General features: G+C 60.3%; 17 protein-coding genes. 16 read left to right on the forward strand and 1 reads right to left on the reverse strand.

Going from position 1 to position 19,439, the window contains the following annotated elements:
- Positions 1-413: 413 nt before the first annotated feature.
- From arnB to ACCC96_RS22325, 9 genes are read left to right on the forward strand one after another with little or no spacing between them, the layout of a single operon-like run.
- On the forward strand, positions 414-1,562 hold the full coding sequence (gene arnB, locus ACCC96_RS22285; RefSeq protein ID WP_413696925.1) for a UDP-4-amino-4-deoxy-L-arabinose aminotransferase: 1,149 nt from the start codon (positions 414-416) through the stop codon (positions 1,560-1,562).
- Positions 1,559-2,578 (forward strand): undecaprenyl-phosphate 4-deoxy-4-formamido-L-arabinose transferase, encoded by a 1,020-nt coding sequence (gene arnC, locus ACCC96_RS22290; protein WP_258614310.1) that lies wholly within the window; start codon positions 1,559-1,561, stop codon positions 2,576-2,578. The genes arnB and arnC overlap by 4 nt, the downstream gene beginning before the upstream one ends.
- Positions 2,575-4,569 carry a bifunctional UDP-4-amino-4-deoxy-L-arabinose formyltransferase/UDP-glucuronic acid oxidase ArnA gene (arnA, locus tag ACCC96_RS22295; protein ID WP_413696926.1) on the forward strand — a complete coding sequence of 665 codons (1,995 nt, stop codon included), beginning with the start codon at positions 2,575-2,577 and terminating at the stop codon, positions 4,567-4,569. Before arnC ends, arnA begins: the two co-directional genes overlap by 4 nt.
- Entirely contained in the window at positions 4,569-5,453 is an 885-nt protein-coding gene (gene arnD / locus ACCC96_RS22300; protein ID WP_258674039.1) for a 4-deoxy-4-formamido-L-arabinose-phosphoundecaprenol deformylase, read from the forward strand. Before arnA ends, arnD begins: the two co-directional genes overlap by 1 nt.
- Complete coding sequence (gene arnT, locus ACCC96_RS22305; RefSeq protein WP_019649682.1) at positions 5,450-7,105, forward strand: lipid IV(A) 4-amino-4-deoxy-L-arabinosyltransferase; 1,656 nt, start codon at positions 5,450-5,452, stop codon at positions 7,103-7,105. The genes arnD and arnT overlap by 4 nt, the downstream gene beginning before the upstream one ends.
- Positions 7,102-7,446 carry a 4-amino-4-deoxy-L-arabinose-phosphoundecaprenol flippase subunit ArnE gene (arnE, locus tag ACCC96_RS22310; RefSeq protein ID WP_018925830.1) on the forward strand — a complete coding sequence of 115 codons (345 nt, stop codon included), beginning with the start codon at positions 7,102-7,104 and terminating at the stop codon, positions 7,444-7,446. Before arnT ends, arnE begins: the two co-directional genes overlap by 4 nt.
- Positions 7,443-7,856 (forward strand): 4-amino-4-deoxy-L-arabinose-phosphoundecaprenol flippase subunit ArnF, encoded by a 414-nt coding sequence (arnF, locus tag ACCC96_RS22315; RefSeq protein ID WP_019578860.1) that lies wholly within the window; start codon positions 7,443-7,445, stop codon positions 7,854-7,856. The genes arnE and arnF overlap by 4 nt, the downstream gene beginning before the upstream one ends.
- A complete protein-coding gene (locus tag ACCC96_RS22320; protein ID WP_258674036.1) occupies positions 7,853-9,232 on the forward strand; it encodes a UDP-glucose dehydrogenase family protein in 1,380 nt (459 codons plus the stop codon). The genes arnF and ACCC96_RS22320 overlap by 4 nt, the downstream gene beginning before the upstream one ends.
- Positions 9,205-10,827, forward strand: a complete 1,623-nt coding sequence (locus tag ACCC96_RS22325) for an ArnT family glycosyltransferase (RefSeq protein WP_413696927.1) — start codon at positions 9,205-9,207, stop codon at positions 10,825-10,827. Before ACCC96_RS22320 ends, ACCC96_RS22325 begins: the two co-directional genes overlap by 28 nt.
- Before the next feature lie 143 nt (positions 10,828-10,970).
- On the opposite strand, the gene ACCC96_RS22330 is transcribed toward ACCC96_RS22325, so the two are convergent.
- Positions 10,971-11,936: a LysR family transcriptional regulator gene (locus ACCC96_RS22330; RefSeq protein ID WP_413696928.1), complete on the reverse strand. Its 966-nt coding sequence runs from the start codon at positions 11,934-11,936 to the stop codon at positions 10,971-10,973.
- Positions 11,937-12,232: 296 nt separating this feature from the next.
- On the opposite strand from ACCC96_RS22330, the gene argH reads away from it, so the two are divergent.
- The 7 genes from argH to ACCC96_RS22365 all read left to right on the forward strand — a co-directional run bounded on the left by argH (position 12,233) and on the right by ACCC96_RS22365 (position 19,427).
- Positions 12,233-13,660, forward strand: a complete 1,428-nt coding sequence (argH, locus tag ACCC96_RS22335; protein ID WP_413696929.1) for an argininosuccinate lyase — start codon at positions 12,233-12,235, stop codon at positions 13,658-13,660.
- Between the two features lie 84 nt (positions 13,661-13,744).
- Positions 13,745-14,623 carry an amino acid ABC transporter permease gene (locus ACCC96_RS22340; protein WP_018929142.1) on the forward strand — a complete coding sequence of 293 codons (879 nt, stop codon included), beginning with the start codon at positions 13,745-13,747 and terminating at the stop codon, positions 14,621-14,623.
- A gap of 10 nt (positions 14,624-14,633) precedes the next feature.
- Positions 14,634-15,398, forward strand: a complete 765-nt coding sequence (locus ACCC96_RS22345) for an amino acid ABC transporter ATP-binding protein (protein ID WP_018929141.1) — start codon at positions 14,634-14,636, stop codon at positions 15,396-15,398.
- Positions 15,399-15,437: 39 nt separating this feature from the next.
- Positions 15,438-16,262 carry an ABC transporter substrate-binding protein gene (locus ACCC96_RS22350; protein WP_019649676.1) on the forward strand — a complete coding sequence of 275 codons (825 nt, stop codon included), beginning with the start codon at positions 15,438-15,440 and terminating at the stop codon, positions 16,260-16,262.
- A 75-nt stretch (positions 16,263-16,337) separates the two neighbouring features.
- Positions 16,338-17,186: a polysaccharide deacetylase family protein gene (locus ACCC96_RS22355; protein WP_413696930.1), complete on the forward strand. Its 849-nt coding sequence runs from the start codon at positions 16,338-16,340 to the stop codon at positions 17,184-17,186.
- Positions 17,179-18,066: a polysaccharide deacetylase family protein gene (locus ACCC96_RS22360; RefSeq protein WP_413696931.1), complete on the forward strand. Its 888-nt coding sequence runs from the start codon at positions 17,179-17,181 to the stop codon at positions 18,064-18,066. Before ACCC96_RS22355 ends, ACCC96_RS22360 begins: the two co-directional genes overlap by 8 nt.
- A gap of 17 nt (positions 18,067-18,083) precedes the next feature.
- Positions 18,084-19,427 carry an MmgE/PrpD family protein gene (locus tag ACCC96_RS22365; RefSeq protein WP_413696932.1) on the forward strand — a complete coding sequence of 448 codons (1,344 nt, stop codon included), beginning with the start codon at positions 18,084-18,086 and terminating at the stop codon, positions 19,425-19,427.
- The last annotated feature ends 12 nt before the right edge of the window (positions 19,428-19,439 follow it).

Consider the following 19,439-nt stretch of genomic DNA (forward strand, 5'->3'; position numbering starts at 1 on the left):
TTTTGAATCGGTAACGGGTAAGAAACGAAATCGCCCCGAATATAACAATTGAAAAAAAACAACTAAGCAATGCAGCGCAAGTCCATCAAGGCGGACACTTCTGGACGCCTTTCCCTACAAAAAGTGCGATGAGCCGGTAGAAGTCTGAACAGTGCCTGTATGGGCTTGAAATAAAACGAATCACCTACCGGTTTTTCATGTTCCTTTCACAAAATCGCGCTTACCCTCAACGGACCGGAGATGGCGTCTTGATGGCGTCCAATCCGCCGGGCATGACAAGCAAAGTCAACCGATGTAATTTGTCACAAATTACTGGCAACTGCTTGATGCAGCGTTTGTTTTAGCGTCTACGCTGATGTTGGATCCAACGTTCAAGCCTGATAGTCTAATTTTTTTTCAGTTCCGAGGTGCCCATGAGTCAGGCGTTTCTCCCCTTCTCTCGCCCGAGTATCGGCGACGAAGAAATTGCTGCGGTAGAGCAAGTACTGCGCTCTGGCTGGATCACTACCGGGCCGAAAAACCAGCAACTGGAAGAACACTTCGCCAACTATGTCGGCTGTCGACATGCCGTCGCATTGTCCTCGGCCACCGGTGGCATGCACATTACTTTACTGGCCTTGGGTATCGGTCCCGGCGACGAAGTCATCACTCCGTCGCAGACCTGGGTGTCCACCGCCAACATGATCTGCCTGCTCGGTGCGACGCCGGTTTTCGTCGACGTTGACCGCGACACGTTGATGAGCGACCTGGCGAGCATCGAAGCGGCGATCACGCCTCGCACCAAGGCAATCATTCCGGTGCATTACGCCGGCGCGGCATTCGACCTCGATCCGCTCTACGCTCTGGCCGACAAACATGGCATCACCGTCATCGAAGACGCGGCTCACGCGGCGGGCACTTTCTATAAAGGTCGGCATGTCGGCGCCCAAGGCACGGCGATCTTCTCGTTCCACGCGATCAAGAACATGACCTGCGCCGAAGGCGCGATGTTCGTCAGCGACGACGAAGCCCTGGCCAATCGGGTACGCATGCTCAAGTTCCATGGCCTGGGCGTCGACGCCTACGACCGCCTCACCCACGGCCGCAAACCCCAGGCCCAGGTGATCGAACCCGGCTTCAAGTACAACCTGGCCGACATCAATGCTGCCATCGCCCTGGTGCAACTGGAACGCCTGGACGCGATCAACGCCAAGCGCACAGAGCTGGCCCAGACCTACCTGCAACGCCTTGAAGGCCTGCCGGTGCAACCGCTGGCCATTCCGGCCCATGCGCAACAGCACGCCTGGCATCTGTTCATCCTGCGCATCGACGCCGAACGTTGCGGGCTGGATCGCGAGGCGTTCATGAAGGCGTTGCAGGAACAGAACATCGGCACAGGTATTCACTTCATCGCCACCCACCTGCACACTTACTACCGGCAGCGTTTCCCCAACATCTACCTGCCCAACACCGAATGGAACTCGGCGCGGCTGTGTTCGATCCCGTTGTTCCCCGACATGACCAGCGATGATGTCGATCGTGTCGTCGGCGCCATTGAAAAAACACTGGACAGAAGCCTGTGAAACCTTATCCGATCCGTTGCGTATCAATCGTCATCCCGGTCTATAACGAAGAAGACAGCCTGCCTGAGTTGCTCCGGCGCACCGAAGCGGCGTGCCAGCAACTGCATCATGACTACGAAATTGTGCTGGTCGACGACGGCAGCCGCGACAACTCGGCGCAAATCCTCGAGGACGCGGCCAGTCTCGACGGCAGCCCGGTGGTGGCGGTCATTCTCAACCGCAACTACGGCCAGCACGCGGCGATCATGGCAGGGTTCGAACAATGCAAGGGCGACGTGGTGATCACCCTCGACGCCGACCTGCAAAACCCGCCTGAAGAAATCCCGCGGCTGGTGGCTCAGGCCGAACTGGGCTATGACGTAGTCGCCACGGTGCGCAACAACCGTCAGGACTCGGCCTTGCGTCGCTGGCCGTCGAAGCTGATCAACCTTGCCGTGCAACGCTCCACCGGTGTTGCCATGAGCGACTACGGCTGCATGCTGCGCGCCTACCGCCGCACCATCGTCGACGCCATGCTCGCCTGCCGCGAACGCAGCACGTTCATCCCGATCCTGGCCAACAGCTTCGCCCGGCACACCACGGAAATTCTGGTGACCCACGCCGAGCGTGAACACGGCGAATCCAAATACAGCCCGATGCGCCTGATCAACCTGATGTTCGACCTGATCACCTGCATGACCACCACGCCCCTGCGATTGCTGAGCATCGTCGGCTTCGGCATGGCCGGCCTCGGCGTGCTGTTCGCCATCGCGCTGATTGTGCTGCGCATGGCTTTCGGCGCCGGTTGGGCGGGCGGCGGTACGTTCGTCCTGTTCGCCGTATTGTTCGTTTTCACCGGTGGGCAATTCATTGGCATGGGCCTGCTGGGCGAGTACCTGGGCCGCATGTACAGCGACGTCCGGGCACGTCCACGGTTCTTTATCGAAAAAGTTTTACGTAGCACCCCTTCTGCTCCTGCCCCCGTTGTCACCGTTGACGGTCTCACTTCCACTTCTTCAGATCAGGTTCTCTCATGAGTGCAAAAGCTGTTGTCTTCGCTTATCACGATATTGGCTGTGCCGGCATCGAATCCCTGCTTGCCAGCGGTTTCGAGATTGCAGCCGTGTTCACCCATCCCGATGACCCGAAGGAAAATGCGTTCTATGGCTCGGTTGCGCAACTGTGCGCCCGTAAAGGCATCCCGGTGCACGCTCCGGAAGACGCCAACCACCCGCTGTGGATCGAGCGCATCAGCAAACTCAACCCCGAGTACCTGTTTTCGTTCTACTACCGCAACCTGCTGAGCGAACCACTGTTGGCCACGGCCAGCAAAGGCGCCTTCAACCTGCACGGTTCGTTGCTGCCTCGCTACCGTGGCCGCGCACCGGCCAACTGGGTACTGGTCAACGGTGAAACCGAGACCGGCGTGACCCTGCACCGCATGGTCAAACGTGCCGATGCCGGCGCCATCATTGCCCAGGAGCGGGTAGCGATCGAGCGCGCCGACACCGCGCTGACCCTGCACGGCAAATTGCGCCAGGCTGCCAGCGATCTGCTGCGCGACACCTTGCCTGCACTGCTTCAAGGCAAAATCAGCGAGACTGCGCAGGACGAATCCAAAGCCACAGTGTTTGGCCGTCGCACCCCGGCGGACGGCAAACTGGTCTGGAGCAAACCGGCCGAAGAACTGTTCAATCTGGTCCGCGCCGTGACCCAACCTTACCCGGGCGCGTTCTGTGCCGTGGGCGAGCACAAGTTGATTGTCTGGAGCGCGGATGTCGTCAAGGGCAACGAAGGCCAGGCACCCGGCCGGGTTATCAGCGTCGATCCGCTGCGAATCGCCTGCGGCGAAGACTCGCTGGTGATCAACGCCGGCCAACGCAACGACAATGGCCTGTACCTCAGCGGCCCGCAACTGGCCAACGAGCTGGGGCTGGTCGACGGTTCTGTGCTGCGTGGCGCCGAATCGGGCCGTGCACCGCGCCGCACCCGCGTGCTTATCCTTGGCGTCAACGGCTTCATCGGCAATCACCTGTCCGAGCGTCTGCTGCGTGACGATCGCTATGAAGTGTACGGTCTGGATATCGGCTCGGACGCCATCGAGCGCCTGCGCAGCCACCCGAACTTCCACTTCGTCGAAGGCGATATCAGCATCCACTCGGAGTGGATCGAGTACCACATCAAGAAATGCGACGTGGTCCTGCCGCTGGTGGCGATCGCCACGCCGATCGAATACACCCGCAATCCGCTGCGTGTGTTCGAACTGGATTTCGAAGAGAACCTGAAACTGGTTCGCTACTGCGTCAAGTACAACAAGCGCGTGATCTTCCCGTCGACCTCCGAAGTCTATGGCATGTGCCAGGACGCCAACTTCGACGAAGACAGCTCCAACCTGGTGGTCGGGCCGATCAACAAGCAACGCTGGATCTACTCGATCTCCAAGCAACTGCTTGACCGAGTGATCTGGGCTTACGGCCAGAAAGGCCTGAACTTCACCCTGTTCCGCCCTTTCAACTGGATGGGCCCACGCCTGGACCGTCTGGACTCGGCGCGTATCGGCAGTTCCCGGGCCATCACCCAGTTGATCCTGAACCTGGTGGAAGGCACGCCAATTCGCCTGTTCGACGGCGGCGAACAAAAACGCTGCTTCACCGACATCGCCGATGGCGTCGAAGCCCTGGCGCGGATCATCGACAACGACAACGATGTCTGCAACGGTCAGATCATCAACATCGGCAACCCGGACAACGAAGCCAGCATTCGTCAGCTGGGCGAAGAACTGCTGCGTCAGTTCGAAGCTCACCCGTTGCGCGACAACTTCCCGCCATTCGCCGGTTTCCGCGATATCGAAAGCAAGGCTTTCTACGGCACTGGCTATCAGGACGTGTCTCACCGCAAACCGAGCATCGCCAACGCCAAGCGTCTGCTTGACTGGGCACCCACCGTGGAGATGAAGGAAACCATCGGCAACACGCTGGACTTCTTCCTGCGCGAGGCCATGCTCGAAATCGCGGACAAAAAACGTTGATGCAGGCAGGCCTTCGAATCGATGTCGACACCTACCGAGGCACCCGTGAAGGGGTGCCGCGGTTACTCGAAATACTCGATGAAGCACAGGTCAAGGCGACGTTTTTCTTCAGCGTCGGGCCAGACAACATGGGGCGCCACTTGTGGCGCCTTATCCGTCCGCAGTTTCTCTGGAAGATGCTTCGTTCCAACGCTGCCGGCCTGTATGGCTGGGATATTTTGTTGGCCGGCACTGCGTGGCCGGGCAAACCGATCGGTCGCGACCTCGGGCACCTGATGCGTCAGGCCCAGGCGGCCGGGCATGAAGTCGGCCTGCACGCCTGGGATCACCACGGCTGGCAGGCCAATGCCGGACGCTGGAGCCAGGCGCAACTGATCGAGCAAATTCGCCGTGGCGTCGATAGCCTCAGTGACATCCTCGGTCAAAAAGTCGAATGCTCGGCATCCGCCGGTTGGCGGGCGGACGAGCGTGTGATCGAAGCCAAGCAAGGTTTCGGCTTTCGCTACAACAGCGATTGTCGAGGCCAGCACCTGTTCCAGCCAATCCTGACCAATGGTAGTCTGGGCGCACCGCAGATTCCGGTGGACCTGCCGACCTTCGACGAAGTGGTCGGCCCCACCGTCGCAGCCAAAGACTTCAACACCTTTATTCTTGAGCGGTTCTCCCCGCAAAAACTCAATGTCTACACTGTCCATGCCGAAGTAGAAGGGATTCTGATGGCCAACGATTTTCGCCAATTACTGGCCGATGCTCGCCAACGTGATATTCATTTCCAACCCTTGGGCAATTTGCTACCCGACGCCCCCGTCATCTTGCCGAAGGGCCGGGTTGTACGCGGCACCCTTGAGGGTCGCGAAGGATGGCTAGGGGTTCAAGGCGCATGAGCAAACCTTGGGCATTGCCGTTATTACTGGTCGTTCTGCTGCTGGCGTACTTGTTGCCACTGGGCACCCACGGCCTATGGATTCCCGACGAAACCCGTTACGCCCAGATCAGCCAGGACATGCTCCTGAGCGGTAACTGGGTGTCGCCGCACTTCATGAGCCTGCGTTACTTCGAAAAACCCATCGCAGGCTACTGGATGATTGCCATCGGCCAAGCGCTGTTTGGCGACAATCTGTTTGGCGTGCGTATCGCCTCGGTGCTGAGCACCGGGCTGAGCGTGTTGCTGTGTTATCTGATCGCTCACCGGCTGTGGAACGAGCCGCGCAAGAGTTTTGCTTGCGCGCTGCTGTACATGAGTTTTGCGATCATCGCCGGGCAAGCCGGCTACGCCAACCTCGATCCGCAATTCACCTTCTGGGTAAACCTGAGCCTGGTGGCTTTGTGGTTTGCGCTGGACAGCACCAGCCGTGGCCAACGTCTGCTCGGCTGGACTGTACTGGGGCTGGCCTGCGGCATGGGTTTCATGACCAAGGGCTTCCTCGCCTGGGCGTTGCCGGTATTGATCGCCCTGCCCTGGGTGCTCTGGCAGAAACGCTGGCGGGAACTGCTGACTTACGGCCCAGTGGCGATTGTCGTGGCCATCGCGGTGAGCCTGCCGTGGGCCTTGGCGGTGCACACGCAGGAACCCGATTACTGGCGGTTCTTCTTCTGGCACGAACACATTCGCCGCTTCGCCGGGGATGACGCCCAACACGATGCGCCATGGTGGTTCTACCTGCCGCTGCTGGTGGCGTTCAGCCTGCCATGGGCGGCGTTGCTGCCATCGGCGCTGAAACAGGCCTGGCAGACCCGGCGTCAGGCCAACATCGCTTTCCTGCTGCTGTGGTTGCTGATGCCCTTGCTGTTTTTCAGCCTGAGCAACGGCAAGCTGCCGACCTACATCATGCCCTGCCTGCTGCCTCTGGCGTTGTTGCTGGGCCATGCCCTGGCGGACCGACTGAAGCTGGAACAAGGCCGGGTGCTGGGGATCAATGGCCTGCTGAACATGACGCTGGGCCTGATCGTCCTGATTGCGCTGGTTTATCTGCAACTGAAAAAACCGCTGTACACCCACGAACTGCACAACCTGGTATTGGTGTTCATCGGGTTGATCGGCTGGATCATGGCCAACCTGCTGCAGGCCTTCCGTCCCTTGCAATGCTGGGCGGCACCGGCTTTTGGCAGTTTGCTGCTGATCGGCGTGCTGCCGGCCGGCATGCCGGATTCGGTGGTGGCGAACAAGATGCCCGACCAGTTCATCCTCCAGCACGCCCCGGAGCTGGCGCAAACCGACAAACTGTTGAGCAACGACCTGGGCGCTGCCTCGGCGCTGGCCTGGCGCTTGAAACGCCCGGAGGTGGCGTTGTACAACACGATAGGCGAATTGAAATACGGCCTCGACTACCCTGATCCAGATGCAATGCAGCAGCGGGTCGATCTCGAGCACGTGCAACAGTGGATGCGCGAAGCGCGTCAGAGTGGTTCGGTCGGCGTGGTGATGCGGGTCAAAGGGGATGACGAACTGCAAGAAATCGAACTGCTGCCCAAGGATGGCAAACGTTATGAACAAGGCAACCTGGTGATCCTGATCTTCCCTCGGGATGCGTCATGAGCCTGTTGCTGCTACTGACCGCCTGCCTGCTGACTTGCCTTGGCCAGATCGCCCAGAAGTACGCCGTGGAAAGCTGGCGTGGCAAGACCTCGGGCTGGGGCGAGAAACTGCGTTCGCCCTGGCTGTGGCTGGCGCTCGCCTCTCTGGGGCTGGGTTTGCTGGTCTGGCTGCTGGTGTTGCAGCGTCTCGAAGTCGGTATCGCCTATCCCATGCTCAGCCTGAATTTCGTGCTGATCACACTGGTCGCCCGTTTCGTCTTTCACGAAGTCATCGACCGCCGTCACTGGTTGGGCGTGGCGCTGGTGATTGGTGGCGTGGCGTTGCTGGGGCAACACGCATGAGCCTGCGTCGCGGAATCGCCTTTGCCATGGGCAGCGTAGTGCTGGGCACCGCCGCGCAGTTGGGCATGCGCTGGAGCATGACTCGCTTGCCACATCCCGAACAGTGGTTAGCGGCCTTGAGCAGCGGCAGCGTCGATATGCCCGCTGTGATTGTCGTGCTGGCCGCCATCCTCGCCTATGCCGTGTCGATGCTCACCTGGCTCGCCGCCCTGCGGGATGTGCCGCTGGGTCGGGCCTATTCGCTGCTGAGCATCAGCTACGCGCTGGTGTATGTGCTGGCCGCCAGCCTGCCGCTGTTCAACGAATCCTTCAGTCTTTCAAAAACCCTGGGAGTGGCGCTGGTCATCCTGGGGGTCATCACTATTAATTCTCGACCTGCTCGCGCGCCCGAACTTAGGAGTGCATCATGAAAATCAGTGTATTTGGTAGCGGTTACGTTGGTCTGGTGCAAGCCGCCGTCCTGGCTGAAGTCGGCCATGACGTAGTGTGCATGGACATTGACGAGAAAAAAGTTGCGTTGCTGCAACAAGGCCACGTCAGCATCTTCGAGCCGGGGCTGGCCAGCCTGGTGCGTGAAAGCCTGGATGCCAAGCGGCTGCACTTCACCTCGGACGAAAAGTTCGCGGTGCAACATGGCCAGGTGCTGTTCATCGCCGTCGGCACGCCGTCCCGGGAGGATGGTTCGGCGGATCTGCAATACGTGTTGTCCGTGGGTGAAGCGGTCGCGCGTCATCGTGAACAACCGGTGATCCTGGTGGAGAAATCCACGGTGCCGGTGGGCACCGGCGATACGCTGCGCGCCCATATCGACCAGTACCTGCTCAAGGCCGGCCGTCAGCTGCAGTTCGATATCGTTTCCAACCCGGAGTTTTTGAAAGAAGGTTCGGCCGTGGCCGATTGCCGGCGCCCGGACCGCATCATCATCGGCTGTGAAGGCGATGAAGTGCGCGACGTGATGCGCGACCTCTATGCACCGTTCAACCGCAACCATGACCGCGTCATGTTCATGGACCTGCGCAGCGCCGAACTGACCAAATACGCCGCCAACTGCATGCTGGCGACCAAAATCAGCTTCATCAACCAGATCGCCGAACTGGCCGAACACCTGGGGGCCGACATCGAATCGGTACGGCTGGGCATCGGTGCCGACTCGCGCATCGGTTACCACTTCATCTACCCTGGCTGCGGGTACGGCGGCTCGTGTTTCCCCAAGGACATGCGCGCTCTGATCCACAGTGCCGAAGAAGCCCATTGCAACAGCGACCTGCTGCAAGCGGTGGAAGCCATCAACGAGCGGCAAAAACACAAATTGTTCGAACGCATCAACGCGTTCTACAAGGGTGATTTGCGCGACAAGACCTTCGCCGTTTGGGGCCTGGCCTTCAAGCCCAACACCGATGACATGCGCGATGCGCCGAGCCGGGTGCTACTGGAGTCGCTGTGGGCTGCGGGGGCCAATGTACGGGCGTTCGACCCGGAAGCCATGCAGGAAACCCAACAGCTTTATCCTGACGAACCGAAGCTGATGCTCATGGGCACGCCGGAATCAGTCCTTTCGGGCGCCGATGCATTGATCATCTGCACCGAATGGCAGCAGTTCAAGGCGCCGGACTTCGACCTGATCCAGCAACGCCTGAATGCACCGGTGATTTTCGACGGACGTAACCTGTACGACGCAGAGCGCCTGGCCCGCAGCGGCTTCCTGTACTTCCCGATGGGCCGAGGTGAATCCCGCAAATTGCCAATTCCCCTTCAGCAATGGCCATCGGCCTCAGTCGTCGCGTGAGTACGCTATCGCCCGGCATTCGTCGGCAGTCCTTAGGGTTCGGGCTGCTGACGTTCATGCTGTTCATCGCGGGGGTCTATCAGCAAACAGCAATCGGTTTCGATTCGCGGTTCGTGCTGTTCGCCCAGGAGATGCTGCGCCACGGGCCGTCGTTTTTCCCGACCACCTATGGCCAGCCCTATGCCGATTACTCGGCGCTGTCTACGGTGTTTGTCTGGCTGCTGTCCCTGCCGTTCGGTCAGGTCAATAGCCTCACCGCGTGGTTGCCGAGCGCCATCGGCGCCGCGGTGATCGTCACGTTGATGTACCGGTTGGTCGCGCCCTGCTCCACACGCTGGGCGCTGCTAAGCATCGCGTTGCTGTTGCTCACCAGTACATTTGTCACTGAAACCCGTGCCGTGTCCCAGGACCTGATGCTGGCGGCCGTGGCCTTTTCGGTGTTCTACCTTGGGTACGCCGCCGATCATTTCGCGATGCCCCGTCGGTGGCCGCTGATTTTTGTGCTGCTGCTGTTGGGCTTCGGGATTCGCGGGCCGATCGGGCTGGTGATCCCCACCGGTATGCTGTGCAGCTACTACCTGCTCAATCGCCAATGGTCGCGGTTGTTCGGTTTTGGCCTGTTGGCGGCGGTGTTGTTGGTGGTGTGCGTCGGCGCACTGCTGTGGCTGGCCGAAGCCAGTGGTGGAACGGCCTTCATGCATGACGTGGTGCGCATGCAGTTCATGGGGCGCATGGACGGCAGTGAAGGCGTCAGTGGTTCGCTGTATTACTTCACCGCTTCGTTTGGCAACTATGCGCTCGCTTACCCATTGGCACTGCTGGTATTGGCCGCGGTCTGGCTGACGAATCCACGGCAGGCAGGTCCGGCATTACGCTTGTTGCAATACTGCACGGCGGCCGGGTTGATCGTGATGATTGGCTTATCGATTCCCCAGGCGAAAAAGGCCCGTTACCTGCTGCCGATGCTGCCCATGGCGGCGATCATTGCGGCGTACCCGTTTCAGGTGGCGCAAGGTCGGGTATTCGGTTGGTTGCGGGGTTTGATGCAAGGGCTGTGGTTGGTGATACCGGGGGTGTTGATTGTCGCATTGCTGATCATTCAGCGGCGTCTGCCAGCACAACCTCCTGCCTTTGTGCCGGTATTGATCGTGCTTGCGGCTCTGCAAGTCATCACGCTGGCGGCTTGGTTCCGCTCCCACTGGCGAGCCGAGGTGCTGGCCTGTTGCGCAGTCCTGGCGCTGTGGTCGGTTTATATCCTGGTGTATGAACCGGTCGAACGTCAGCTTTACGACACGCAAGCCTTCAGTCGAGCCGCGTTCGCAGAGATTCAAAAAGCCCCGGCGCCGTTGGTGCTGCACGGCATGGGCAAAGACGCCAAGGCGATCAAGTTCATGGTCAATGTCGAGCAGGACTTTCAACCGGTGTTCACCGAGTCGACACAGGAACTGGAAGCCCTCTCGGGGCCGGCTTGGCTGATGATGGACCGAAACGACTACAACGCCTTGCAAGGCACTCCGCTGGGTGCCCAGCCACCGGTATTGAGCGGACGTTTCGATAAAAACGATTTCGTATTGCTGCACACGCCTCCCTTGTAGGAACTGCCGCAGGCTGCGATCTTTTGATGGTTTCGATGTTGCTGAAGAGCAAGATCAAAAGATCGCAGCCTGCGGTAGCTCCTACGTAGGCATGTATTGTCCGTTAGTTACTGTTAACCACACTTGAACACCTACGTTCGAGATCAAACCGGCGCCTTCAAATCCACACCCAGCGCCTGGGCGAATGCCTTCACCAACGGACTGCGCACGGTGTTGTGGCGCAGGATCAGATTGAACGGCGTGACGATGTTGATCAGGTCCGGACGCACCGCCCGAAACTGTCCCTGAGCCACCAGGTTGGCCGCGTAATGCTCGGGCAGAAAACCGACGAAACGGCCGGTCTTGACCAGCAGCGCCACGGCCTCCACTTGAGTCGCCGAGGCGGAAAAGCTGTCGTAGCGGGCAAAATTCAGTTTGTCCCGATGGATCGCGTAACGGTGGTTGATGCACTCGTAATCCTGCAGCACATTGCCGCCCATGTCCGCCTCCGGCACCGAGAACAGTGGATGACCGACAGCGCAATACACGTACGAGCATTCTTCATACAGCGGGAAGTAATCGAACTCTTCTCTTTTTTGATAAACCGGCACAATTCCGGCCACTAACCGCCCCTCGACAACGCCTCTTTCCACTTCATCTAACTGGGATGCCTGAAGTTGAAACCTTACTTTCGGCGACTCTTCATTTATCTTTCTAAGCGCCGCAACTAACGGCGAATTGGAGTCCGTAATCGTATTATCAATAACGCCCACTCCAAGGTCGCCAATAAGTTCATTCTGCGCAGAACTAAGCCGATCACGAAAGTTATCGACCGAGGCAAATAAATCGATCGAGGCCTGATACACCAGACGCCCTTCTTCGGTCAGGTGAAACCCTTCCCGTCCCCGGGTACACAGGCGCATGCCGATACGAATCTCAAGGTCGGAAATCTGTTTGCTGATGGCCGCCAGCCCCACATTCAGCTCGTTCTGCGCCGCACTGAAGCCACCAGCCTCGACCACGGCCTTGAATACTTTGAGCAGTTTGAAGTCCAGGCCGCTGAGGGCCAGCGGCGCCCGATGTACCGTTTTTAGCGGCGGGTTTCCGGAATTGGAAAGTGGGGTTTCCATAATGCTTATTTACCTCTGGCGCCCTATTCAACAACCTGTGTCCAACAACAAAAACAGTGCTGGCTAATAATAATGAACACAGAAAACAAGGCTTGGCAACCGTTAATAAATTCCGCCGATCAGTGCCAACTCACTGATTTCGAACTATTAAAAGCTGACACTTCGATCAGCTCTCGCCCTTTAGCAACTGCCCTCTTGAACACTGCTTGGCCATGACAACACCCGAGTAATTTCCGGGAATTGTTTCAGGCTCTGCACACCGATTTCAGTTCGCGTTACCGACGAGGAAAACAACAATGTCTCAAACCACCGACCGTCTCTGGGGTGCCCGCTTCAAGAGCGGTCCGTCCGAAGCCCTGGCGGCCCTGTCCCGTTGCCCCGAGCGCTACTTTCGCCTCACCCCGTACGACCTCGCCGGTTCCAAGGCGCATGCCCGGGAATTGCAGCGCGCCGGTCTTCTGAGCGAGCAGGAAACCCAGACCATGCTCGACGCCCTGCAGCGCATCGGTGATGACTTCCGTGTCGGCAGCATCGCGCCGACCCTGGACGACGAAGACGTGCACACCTTCATCGAGCGCCTGCTGACCGAACGGCTCGGCGCACTGGGCGGCAAGCTGCGCGCCGGCCGTTCGCGCAACGACCAGACCGCCAACGACCTGCGGCTGTTCCTGCGTGATCACGTCCGTACCTTGGCCGTTGAAGTGCTGGCCTTGCAGCAAGCGCTGGTGGAGCAGGCCGAGCAACACGTCGAGAGCATCTGCCCGGGCTTCACTCACCTGCAACAGGCCCAGCCGATCGTCTTCGCTCACCACTTGCTGGCCCACGCCCAATCGATGCTGCGCGACGTGCAGCGTCTGGTGGACTGGGACGCGCGCACCTCGCTGTCGCCACTGGGTGCGGCGGCCATGGCCGGTTCCGCCATCGCTCGCCTGCCCCAGCAGTCGGCCAAGGAAATGGGCTACAGCGGCGTGTGCGAAAACTCCATCGACGCCGTGGCCAGCCGCGATCACGTCGCCGAGTTCCTGTTTATCGCCAGCATGCTCGGGATCAACATTTCCCGCCTCGCCGAAGAATTCTGCCTGTGGTCGTCGCGACAATTTCGCTGGGTCGCGCTGGACGATGCCTACGCCACCGGCAGTTCGATCATGCCGCAGAAGAAAAACCCGGACATCGCCGAACTGGCCCGGGGCAAGGCTGGCCGCTTGATCGGCAACCTGACCGGCCTGCTCTCGACGCTGAAATCCCTGCCGCTGTCCTACAACCGTGACTTGAGCGAAGACAAGAACGGCGTGCTCGACAGCGTCGACACCCTGCTGCTGGTGCTGCCGGCCATGGCCGGGATGGTCGCGACCATGAAAGTCAACGTCGAAGAACTGCGCCGTCAGGCACCACTGGGTTTCACCCTTGCCACCGAAGTCGCCGACTGGTTGGCGATGCGCGGTGTGCCGTTCAAGGAAGCGCATGAAATCACCGGCGCATTGGTCCAGGCCTGTGAGAAACACGACATCGAACTGTGGGAAGCCTCACCGGCGCTGCTGGCCGAGATCGATCCGCGCCTGACACCTGAGGTGCGCGACAGCCTGACCCTCGAAGCCGCCATCGCCGCCCGCAGTGGCTGGGGCGGTACCGCGCCGCAACAGGTGCGCGAGCAGATCGGCCGACTGAAAACCGCCCTTGTCGCGCAGCAAGCATGGACCGAGAACTATCAGGGCTTCCGTCTCTGATCCAGGGCGAAAACCCTGCGCGAGCGCTGCAACTGATAAACCACACACGCCGCCCGTATCGAGGGCGGCGTACGGAGAACCAACATGAGCCAGACACAGGCAGAACGACTCCAGGCGGAGCGCAAACTGGCGGAAAACCAGTTCGATATCACCCAGTACCAACACGTGCCACGGCGTTATTACGGGCGGATTTTTTTCGCCAGCGTCATCGTCATTGCGATTATTGGCCTGGTACGAGCCTTCGCCGAAGGCAAGATCGAATGGTCGTACATCGGCCAGTTCCTCACTTCGCAAGCGATCATGTGGGGCTTGCTCAACACCATCGTCATGGCGGTGCTGGCGATGGCGCTGGGCATTGTCTTCGGGGTGATCACGGCGATCATGCGCATGTCGGCCAACCCGATCCTGCGCTATGTGGCGCTGACCTACACCTGGCTGTTTCGTGGCACGCCGCTGATCCTGCAGCTGTTGCTGTGGTTCAACCTGGCGCTGATCTTCCCCACCATCGGCATTCCCGGCCTGTTCGAAATGGACACCGTAAGCCTGATGACGCCCTTCGTAGCCGCCCTCCTCGGCTTGAGCATCAACCAGGGCGCCTATACCGCCGAAGTGGTGCGTGCCGGCCTGTTGTCGGTGGACACCGGCCAGTACGAAGCCGCCAAGTCGATCGGCATGCCGCGCCTGCAAGCCCTGCGCCGGATCATCCTGCCCCAGGCCATGCGGATCATCATTCCGCCGGTCGGTAACGAATTCATTGGCATGGTGAAAATGACCTCCCTGGCGAGCGTCATCCAGTATTCGGAACTGCTCTACAACGCGCAGAACATCTACTACGCCAACGCCCGTGTGATGGAGCTGCTGATCGTCGCCGGTATCTGGTACCTGGCCACGGTCACCGTGCTGTCCTTTGGTCAAAGCCGTCTGGAGCGTCGTTTCGCTCGCGGCGCCGGCAAGCGTTCTTGAGGAGCCCAACATGAGAAGCATCGTCAAGGCCGTGAGCCTGAACAAGTATTACGACCATTTCCACGCGCTCAAGGACATCAACATCGAGGTCGAGCAAGGTGAAGTGCTGTGCATCATCGGCCCGTCCGGCTCCGGCAAAAGCACCCTGCTGCGTTGCGTGAATCAGCTGGAAAAAATCGACAAGGGCGGCCTGTGGGTCGACGGCGAACTGGTGGGTTACCGGATCGTCGGCAACAAACTGCACGAGCTCAACGAGTCGCAGATCGCCCGTCAGCGCCTGGCCACCGGCATGGTGTTCCAGCGTTTCAACCTGTTCCCGCACATGACTGTACTGCAAAACATCATCGAAGGGCCGTGCCAGGTGCTCAAGCGTTCGCCCAAAGAGGCGCACGAAGAAGCCGTGGAACTGCTCGCTCGCGTCGGCCTGGCCGACAAGCGCAACAGCTACCCGATCGAACTGTCGGGTGGTCAGCAACAACGTGTCGCCATTGCCCGTGCATTGGCCATGCGCCCCAAGCTGATGCTGTTCGATGAACCCACTTCGGCACTCGACCCGGAACTGGTCGGAGAGGTGCTGTCGGTGATGCGCGATCTGGCGCAAACCGGCATGACCATGATCGTCGTCACCCATGAACTGGGCTTCGCTCGCGAGGTTTCCAACCGCATGGTGTTCATGGACGGCGGGCAGATCGTGGAGGCTGGAAGCCCCGAAGAAATACTAATAAGTCCGCAAAACCCACGCACCCAAAGCTTCATTTCTGCCGTTCGAACCTAAGCGCTCTTTGGCGCTCACAACACTCATAAGAGAACGACCATGAAGAACCTAGTAATCCCAGCAGTACTTGCCAGCGTCCTGGCATCCGGTTTCGCCTTCGCTGCCGAGTTGCCGGCCAGCATCAAGGACAAGGGCGAGATCGTTGTTGCGATCATGCCGAACTACCCGCCGATGGATTTCAAGGACCCGGCCACCAACACCCTCACCGGCCTTGACTATGACCTGGGCAACGCCCTGGCCGAACGTCTGGGCGTGAAGATCAAATGGCAGGAAACCGGCTTCGAGCAAATGATCAACGCGCTCACGACCGACCGCGTAGACATGGTGCTGTCGGGCATGACCGACACCGCCGAGCGTCAGGCCAGCGTGACCTTCGTCGATTACTTCACCAGTGGCCCGCAGTTCTACACCTTGCAGAAAAACAAGGACACCAACGAGATCGTCGACCTGTGCGGCAAGAAAGTCGGCACCAGCCGCCGTACCACCTTCCCGGCGGAAATCGCCGAGTGGAGCAAGGCCAACTGCGAAGCCGCCGGCAAACCTGCGATCAACGTGATCGGCACCGAGGGCTCGGCCGACGCCCGTGCGCAATTGCGTCAGAGCCGTATCGACGCGGCCATGCAAGGCAGCGAAACCCTGCCGTACCTCAAGACCCAGGAAAAGGACATGTACAAAACCGTGGGCCTGCCGATCTCCAAGCAGTTCTCGGGCATGGGTGTGAGCAAGAAAAAACCTGAGCTGAGCGAAGCGGTGAAAGTCGCGCTGCAAAGCATGATCGATGACGGCAGCTACCAGGCAATCCTGAAGAAATGGGACCTGGAACTGGGCGCGATCAAGACCGTGACCATCAACGCCGGGAAATAACACGGTTCGTGGCAGCTGCCTCGCGGGCTCGGCAGCTGCTACGGGTGTTTCAACTATAAATTCTGGAGCGCCACGATGTCCTCCTCGCTGCAATCCACCTGGCCCGACCAGCACAAGGCCTGCCTCGCCCTGGCCTTCGACCTCGATGGCCCCACCGGCGATGCCATGCTTAACGGCTCGATCTGGCGCAAGCCCGAGTATTTCGGTTTCGGCGGTTACGGCCCCTATCGGGCGCTGCCGCGGATTCTCGATCTGCTGGATGAGTTCCGCATCCCGACCACGTTCTTCGTCCCGGCCTGGGTCGTGGAGAACTGGCCGAAACAGTGCCAGGCGATTGTCGAGCGCGGGCATGAGGTGGCCTATCACGGCTACAAACACGAATCTTTTTACGCCCTGACGCTGGAACAGCAGAAGGATGTGATGCACAAATCCCGCGAGGTGTTCTGGAAGTACCTGAACATCCGCGCTGAAGGTTTCCGCACGCCGTCCGGCGACTGGCGGGCCGAAACGCCGGCCATGCTGGTGGAAGCCGGCGTGAGCTATTCCAGCAGCATGCGCGGCGATGACCGGCCCTACCTGGTCAAGGTGCCGGGCTTCGATACACCACTGGTGGAAATCCCCGGCCGCTGGGAAATGGACGACTACGCCTCCCTCGCCTACACCCGCGCACCGGACTTCCCTTCCGGGCTGGACCGCACCGCCAGCTACGAACTGACCCTCGATAACTGGTGCCGCGAGTTCGATGGCGCCATGGCTGAAGGGCTGTGCCTGACCACCCTGTTCCACCCCAAGATCACCGGCAAACCGGGGCGCATCCTGTTACTGGAAAAACTCTTCGAACACATGCGCCAGCGCGACGACGTGTGGTTCGCCACCTGCCGCGACGTCGCCCACTGGTGGCTGAAGGAGCATCACCATGGCTGATTCCATTGTCTGGCCCAACGGCTACCGCTGCGCCGTGGTGCTGACGGTCGATTACAACGACATCCACGGCATCCTCACCCAGGCGCCGGAAGTCGCCGGGCGCGACAAGACCTTGTCGGTGTGGCGCTACGGCACCCAGCGCGGGGTCGAGCGTTTGCTTGGCGTGTTCGCAGAACTGGGGGTTTCCAGCAGCTGGTTCGTGCCCGGCATCGTCGCCGAGGAAAACCCGCAACACCTCCGGGCGATCCAGGCCGGCGGGCACGAGATTGCCTGCGCCGGCTATCGCCATCAGCACTACGACAACCTGACCCTGGCCGAGCAAAGCGCCGAAATCGCCAAGGGCTGCGCGGCCTTGAGCGCGCTGACCGGCCAGCGTCCGACAGGCTTTCGCATTCCCGCCGGCAATGGCGCGCCGGGTTACATCGAGGCGTTGCGTGAGCATGGAATCCGCTGGTCCTCGTCATGGCGCGGCGATGATTTGCCCTTCGCGCATCCGACGGCGCCTGAGGTGATCGAGTTGCCGTTGCACTACGAACTGGAGGACGAGCCCTATTTCGCCTTCAACCTCAGCCCGGCGGTGCCACCGGCGCAATCGCGCATCGCTTCTTACAGCCACACCCTTGGCAATCTGAAGATGGACTTTGCCGGGTTTCACCGGTTCGGCTTGTGTTACGTACTGCGGCTGCACCCGGAAATCATCGCCACGCCAGGGCGGATCGGCGTGTTGCGCGAATTGCTGCAAAGCATTCAGCAGCACGACGATGTGTGGATCGCCACCGGTGCCGAAGTGGCTCAGTGGTGGGCCGAGTCGGCAGCGCCGGTGACCGAGGATCACCCGGCCGCTGTGTACGAGCGTCATTATCGGGATTACGGCGTATGAGAGATCAGGATGGGGTTATGCGAATGGCGCGGCTGGCGCAGTTCTGCGTCGATACCCGTTTCGACGATTTACCCGCCGCGTTGGTGGAGCAAGCCAAACGACACATTCTCGACACTTTCGGCGCAGCCCTGGCCGGAGCCGGCAGCGATGTGGCGAAACAGGCGCGTCAGGTGTTCAAGGGGGAAGCCGGCAGCACGTTGGTCTGGGGCACCGGTCAGCGAGTCGGCGCGGCGCAAGCCGCCATGCTCAACGGTATCGCCGCGCATGCCCTGGAGCTGGACGATACCGGCGGCTGCGACCATTCCGGCGCGGTGGTGCTGCCGGCGGTGATGGCGGCGCTGTCGATGTCAACGAAGCCAGTAGACGGCCGCGAACTGATCACTGCGGTGGTGATCGGCTACGAAATCGGCCGTCGGGTGCTCGAAGCCTGCGGCAGTTACTCGGCCCATAACGGCGCCGGTTGGCACTCCACGGCGACGTGCGGAGTGTTTGGCGCGGCGGCGGCCAGTGCACGGATTCTGGGGCTGGATGCACAACAAACCTTGTCGGCACTGGGCATCGCCGGCAGCTTCAGCGGTGGTCTGTGGGCGTTTATCCATGACGGTTCGCAAAGCAAAAGACTCCACAGCGGACGCGCCGCCGAAGGTGGATTGCTGGCCGCGCGGTTTGCTCAACAAGGCATCACCGGCCCGACAAAACTGTTCGATGACGTCTGGGGCGGTTTCCTCAAGACTCTCGCGGCGGATACTGCTGTACCCGAGGCGTTGGACGCCGAACTGGGCCACGTATGGAAACTCGCGCGCTGCTCGATCAAGCCCTATGCGGCATGCCGGGGGACGCATTCGGCGATCGACGCATTGGGCTTGTTGCTCGATCAATTGCAGATCAGCGCCGAGCAGGTCGAGGACGTACAGGTGTCGCTGTGCGGATTCCTTCAGGACATGTGCGGTGGCCAGGACGTCAGCACGTTGCCGGCGGCGCAGATGAGCCTGCGTTATGCCCTGGCGGCCCGGCTGAATCACGGTCATTGCCGATTGGAAGCCTATGACGAAGAACAGCGCCGCCACCCACGGATTGCACACTGGATGTCGCGTATTCGCCTTGAAGTCGACCCGCATCTGTCCGAGGATGGCGAGCCTGTCGTCAGCGTGCGGACCGTGGACGGTCGGCAAGCGAGCCTGTGCGTTGAGGTGCCGTTGGGGGCGCCGGGCAATCCGCTGAGTGATGCGGCGCTGGAGGAGAAATTCTTCAGCCTGGCCGGGCGGGTGATACCGCTGCAGCAGGCAAAAGAGCTGCTGGAGCAGTTGTGGCGGCTGGAAGAACTGGAATCGGTTAGGGCGCTTGATCGGTGGCTGAGTTGAGCCTGGCGTTGC

The organism is Pseudomonas sp. Pseusp11 (assembly GCF_047304405.1).
In the GTDB taxonomy this organism is placed as follows: Bacteria; Pseudomonadota; Gammaproteobacteria; order Pseudomonadales; family Pseudomonadaceae; genus Aquipseudomonas.

What these genes read in the sequence shown, in the direction of transcription:
- ACCC96_RS22345 (WP_018929141.1), top strand. Translation starts at nt 14,634, where the DNA reads ATGAGAAGCATCGTCAAGGCCGTGAGCCTGAACAAGTATTACGACCAT.
- ACCC96_RS22325 (WP_413696927.1), top strand. Translation starts at nt 9,205, where the DNA reads ATGGCCATCGGCCTCAGTCGTCGCGTGAGTACGCTATCGCCCGGCATT.
- arnT (WP_019649682.1), top strand. Translation starts at nt 5,450, where the DNA reads ATGAGCAAACCTTGGGCATTGCCGTTATTACTGGTCGTTCTGCTGCTG.
- arnD (WP_258674039.1), top strand. Translation starts at nt 4,569, where the DNA reads ATGCAGGCAGGCCTTCGAATCGATGTCGACACCTACCGAGGCACCCGT.
- arnE (WP_018925830.1), top strand. Translation starts at nt 7,102, where the DNA reads ATGAGCCTGTTGCTGCTACTGACCGCCTGCCTGCTGACTTGCCTTGGC.
- arnA (WP_413696926.1), top strand. Translation starts at nt 2,575, where the DNA reads ATGAGTGCAAAAGCTGTTGTCTTCGCTTATCACGATATTGGCTGTGCC.
- argH (WP_413696929.1), top strand. Translation starts at nt 12,233, where the DNA reads ATGTCTCAAACCACCGACCGTCTCTGGGGTGCCCGCTTCAAGAGCGGT.
- arnB (WP_413696925.1), top strand. Translation starts at nt 414, where the DNA reads ATGAGTCAGGCGTTTCTCCCCTTCTCTCGCCCGAGTATCGGCGACGAA.
- ACCC96_RS22350 (WP_019649676.1), top strand. Translation starts at nt 15,438, where the DNA reads ATGAAGAACCTAGTAATCCCAGCAGTACTTGCCAGCGTCCTGGCATCC.
- ACCC96_RS22330 (WP_413696928.1), bottom strand. Translation starts at nt 11,936, where the DNA reads ATGGAAACCCCACTTTCCAATTCCGGAAACCCGCCGCTAAAAACGGTA.
- arnF (WP_019578860.1), top strand. Translation starts at nt 7,443, where the DNA reads ATGAGCCTGCGTCGCGGAATCGCCTTTGCCATGGGCAGCGTAGTGCTG.
- ACCC96_RS22340 (WP_018929142.1), top strand. Translation starts at nt 13,745, where the DNA reads ATGAGCCAGACACAGGCAGAACGACTCCAGGCGGAGCGCAAACTGGCG.
- ACCC96_RS22360 (WP_413696931.1), top strand. Translation starts at nt 17,179, where the DNA reads ATGGCTGATTCCATTGTCTGGCCCAACGGCTACCGCTGCGCCGTGGTG.
- ACCC96_RS22355 (WP_413696930.1), top strand. Translation starts at nt 16,338, where the DNA reads ATGTCCTCCTCGCTGCAATCCACCTGGCCCGACCAGCACAAGGCCTGC.
- ACCC96_RS22320 (WP_258674036.1), top strand. Translation starts at nt 7,853, where the DNA reads ATGAAAATCAGTGTATTTGGTAGCGGTTACGTTGGTCTGGTGCAAGCC.
- ACCC96_RS22365 (WP_413696932.1), top strand. Translation starts at nt 18,084, where the DNA reads ATGCGAATGGCGCGGCTGGCGCAGTTCTGCGTCGATACCCGTTTCGAC.